The organism is Streptomyces sp. RP5T (assembly GCF_003933965.1).
Taxonomy (GTDB): Bacteria; Actinomycetota; Actinomycetes; order Streptomycetales; family Streptomycetaceae; genus Streptomyces.
Map to the genome: position 1 here is coordinate 1 of NZ_RSAJ01000698.1, position 4,040 is coordinate 4,040.

Consider the following 4,040-nt stretch of genomic DNA (forward strand, 5'->3'; position numbering starts at 1 on the left):
GAGGTGGGGGGAGGGAGGCGGTCAGCCGCCGATGCGGACGCTCTGCCAGAGCTGGGTCAGGGAGTTCTCGCTGTACTTGTAGGTACCGGAGACGTCGGTGAGCAGGGCCGAGTTCTCGGCGAGGATCCGCTTCATCGTCTCGACAGCGTTGTCCCAGGCGGCCTGCTTCTCGGAGTAGACGGCGCGGTCCTCACCCTCCCAGGTGTTGCGGAGCTCCTGGAGCTCCGCCTCCAGGTTGGTGAGGATGCTGTCGATCGCCTTGGTCTGCTGGACCATGTCGTCGGCGGCGTTCTCCATGTGGGCGTAGTCGACGTAGATGAGTCCGTCGGTGAAGTCGGGCATGACTGTCCTCGTCTCTTGGCGGTCTGGGCGGGGCTTGTCCGGCGGAAGGAGCCTGGTCGGGGGGTCAGCCCGCCAGCTCGTTGAAGATCGCCTCGGAGCGGTCGTACGCCTCCTGGATCGACTGGACCGCCGAACCCTGCTGCAGGCCCTTGGCGCGCAGCGTCTCGTTGAGGGTGTCGATCATGCTGTTCAGGTTGACCGAAATGATCTCTGCCTGCTGGTCCCAGCGCTCCAGGAGCTGCTGGAACGCGCCGCCGTCGCTGCCGGCGTACCCCGAGGACAGGGTGTTCTTCATGCCGTCGACATCCTGACGACAGCGCTGCACGCCGGAGAATGCCTGCTCCAGCGCGCTGACGCCGTTCCGTGTCGCTTGTTCCTCTGACTGCTGCCTACCGGTGGGCGTTGTCATGGGGCCGCGCCTCCTGAGGTTCAGGTTGAATAAGTGAGCTTAGATCATGATGAGTTGAATGTTTTTTGGTCTACCCCATACCGTGTCCGCCTTGCCAACCCCAGCGACGGGATGACGCCAAGAGTTCATCCCCGGTCCGCTTCCTCCCCGGCCGGGGGCGCGCCGGACGCCCGGCCACCCGTGCCGCTTTCCGCCCCCGCGTCCGCCGCGGTGCCGCAGCGCGGTGCCGTGGTGGTGCTGGTCCCCAGGGCCGCGGCCTCGGGGGTCAGATCGGGACCGGTGGGCAGCATCGCCAGCAACGGGGCGGGAAGCCCGCGCGCCTGGCTCTCCGTGTAACCGAGCGCCGTCAGTGCCTGGGCCGAGCCCACCCGGTACTTCATCCCGGTGTCCGTGACCAGGTAGAGCGTGCCGCCCACCTCGCTGCCGCTCGCGCCGAGCGCCCGCACCAGATCTCCGCCGCCCGGCGGCACGGTGACCCTGCCGACCGGCACACAGGCCGGTGTCAGCCCCTCGGCGGGGGCCTGCGCCGCCGGGCCCAGGCTGCCCGTCCCGACCAGGGCGACGCTGATGCGCGGGCCCTTCCGGCCCGGCTGCACCCGGACGCAGACGGTCGTGTCCTCGTCCACGCCGACCAGTTCCGGGGGTGCGGCGGGGCGTTCGGTGTCCGGGGCCGCCGTGTCGGCGCCGGGCGCCACATGACCGCTCAGCGCGTCCGCGCCGAGTGTCGCGACCTGCGCCGCCCGTCCGCCGTAGACCTTCTCGCGGATGTCCGGGTCGCCGAGCAGCAGTGCCGCGTCCGTCGCGGTCAGCGGGACCAGGCCCTCGCCGCGCAGCAGATAGAAGCGCTCGGCGGAGCCGGGGACGGTGACACGGAAGACCTCGCCGATCCGGGTGTCCCGGCCACCGAGGGAGGGACCCTTCGCGCCCAGGTCCGGCACGTCCGCGGGGTTCAGGTCCGGCCCGGACGGCACGGAGTTCAAGAAGGCCGCCGACACCGCGAGGCGCGGCGTGGAGCCGTATCCCAGGGCTTCGCGGGCATGGGAGTCCTTGTCCAGCCGCAGCTTGCTGCCTCGCCACACCAGGTAGTCGGCCTTGTCGGGCCCGGTCACCAGCAGCGCCCGGGTCGTGGGCAGACCCGCGGTGTCCGCGGACGCGCCGATGGCCAGGGTGGTGCCGGTGGCACCGGTGGTGGTGCCCGAGCACACCTGCCAGGGGCCCTCGGCCAGGCTTCCGCCGGCGGGCAGCGCGTCAGGGGCACCGACGATTCCGACGGGTGTCCCGTGCGGCGTGCCGCTCAACGAGGCCTCCCCCACCGAGGAGACCGTCATGTCGGCCCCTGCCAGCAGTCGCGCCGAGGCGTAGTTGCGCACCGGGCGCAGTCGGCCGTTCAGATAGAGATAGCGGGAACCGGTCGTCTTGCTGACCACGAGCGTGCCGGCCTCCTGCCAGGAGTCCTTGGCGCCGGGCTTGAGCAGGCCGAGGACGAACGCCCCGGCGGAGATCAGTACGGCGATCACCACACCGATGACCATTCCGCGGTTGGTCCGGCCCTGCGGGCTCTCGGGTGCGTCCGGGTCCGACCGCAACATGCTGGAGGTGAGCCGCCCCATGACGAACATGTGCGCCTGGACCTGATCACGTCGGGACTGCATCGCAGGGTTCGGTGCCTTTCGTTTCGGCTCGGGTTCGGCGCTCGGCCGGCAGCGGGCCGGTCGGTGGCCGCTCGGTCAGCCGTTGATGGACCGCAGCGCGCCGTAGACACCGAGCACCCACAGGGCGAGCGGCAACAGGCTGACGGCCAGGGCGGAATGCAGCAGCTCCGCCGCGCGTCCCCAGTACGGCACGAGGCGCCGGCCCGGCACGGTCCAGGACGCGATCGCCAGGGCCGCCGTGACCGCCAGCAGAGCGGCGGCCGCCCCCAGCCGGGACCCGGGCGCGAGGTCCGGCACGCCGACGACGACCAGCAGGAGCGGACCGGCCACGCCCGGTACCACCAGGGACAGCCGCTGCCAGACGTTGCCCAGACCGCGGGCGTGCAGCACCAGAAGGAGGGACAGGGCCGCGGTCGTGATCACCTCGGCGAGCCCGCCCTCCCGGGCGAGCACCGCGACACAGCCCGCCGCGACCACGCCGACCGCCGCGTACAGCGAGGTCATCCAGCCGTCGGCGAGGACGGCACGGTCGGCGACCACCGATGCCGGATGCGGGTCGATGCCCTCCTGCAACTGCTGGGCATTGGTGGGCAGCGGCGGCATGCGCATGCCGGACATGCGGAAGGCCAGGGACGGCACGAAGGCGCCGAGCGCCATCGCCACGACCGCGAGGATGCCCGCGACGTGCGCGGGCGGGAGATCGGCGGCCAGCATCAGGGCCGCGGCGATGGCTCCGAACACCGAGACCACGGCGAGCCCGAGGAACAGCGCGGCGAACGAGGCCACCACCGCGAGCGCCAGGACCGCGCCGCCGGTCGCGGCCGCACTGGCCGACAGCAGCCGCGCGCCCAGTCCCTCGTGGGCGTGCCTGCCGCTGAGTTCGCCGCCCGGCAGCAGCCAGCCCGCGAGGGCCAGGTACGGCGCGACCATGAAGCCCAGCACCGCGCCGGCCCCGGCGTCCCCGACCGCCCGGCTCGCCGCGCCCGCACCGGCGAGCAGCAGCAGCCCGGCCACGGACGCGAACACGGCCCGGGGAAGGGCCGAGCCGCCCGGCAGCGCGGTCAGCAGCAGCCCGCAGCCGAGCACCGCCACCACGATCCCCAGCAGCAGCCGCCGGCTGACCTGCGGGCTCCATCCGTAGGGGTGGCGGCGCATGGTGGTGGCGATGCCGGCGACCAGGTCGTCGACGTGCACCTCGGGCAGGGCATCGGTACGCGGCCTGAGGAACAGGGTCTCGCCGTCGCGCAACCCGTAGGAGTCCAGGGTGCGTTCCTCGTCCATCGGCTCACCGCCGAGACGCTGGAGCACCCAGCCCCCGTGCTCGAGTCCGGCTTCCTCCAGGTCGTCACCGCCGTAGCCGAGGACCGCGGGCAGCAGGTCGGCGACGGGAACGTCTGCGGGCACCGCGAGGTCCACGGTCCTGGCCGGGGCACGGACCGTCAGACGGCACAGCTCGGCCACCTGAGTGTCAGTCATGGGGCTGACTCACGCCTCTCCGGAGATGGTGCGGAACGGGAAAGAAAACGCCGGATGCACATCCTCGAACATCGCGTCGACGCCCGTGGTGCACATAAACCGCCCAGCCAGGACGGTAGTTCACCACCGGTTCGACGATCGTAGTATCAACCGACCAATGG

Annotated in this window: 4 protein-coding genes; all 4 read right to left on the reverse strand. The window is 71.8% G+C overall.

The window, feature by feature from the left end:
- Positions 1-21 precede the first annotated feature (21 nt).
- The 4 genes from EHS43_RS39415 to eccD all read right to left on the reverse strand — a co-directional run bounded on the left by EHS43_RS39415 (position 22) and on the right by eccD (position 3,879).
- Positions 22-342, reverse strand: coding sequence for a WXG100 family type VII secretion target (locus tag EHS43_RS39415; RefSeq protein WP_125195377.1), 321 nt, complete (start codon positions 340-342; stop codon positions 22-24).
- 64 nt (positions 343-406) lie between these two features.
- On the reverse strand, positions 407-751 hold the full coding sequence (locus EHS43_RS39420) for a hypothetical protein (RefSeq protein WP_125195378.1): 345 nt from the start codon (positions 749-751) through the stop codon (positions 407-409).
- 125 nt (positions 752-876) lie between these two features.
- Positions 877-2,403: a type VII secretion protein EccB gene (eccB, locus tag EHS43_RS39425; RefSeq protein WP_125195379.1), complete on the reverse strand. Its 1,527-nt coding sequence runs from the start codon at positions 2,401-2,403 to the stop codon at positions 877-879.
- Between the two features lie 75 nt (positions 2,404-2,478).
- A complete protein-coding gene (gene eccD / locus EHS43_RS39430) occupies positions 2,479-3,879 on the reverse strand; it encodes a type VII secretion integral membrane protein EccD (protein ID WP_125195380.1) in 1,401 nt (466 codons plus the stop codon).
- Between the last annotated feature and the right edge of the window lie 161 nt (positions 3,880-4,040).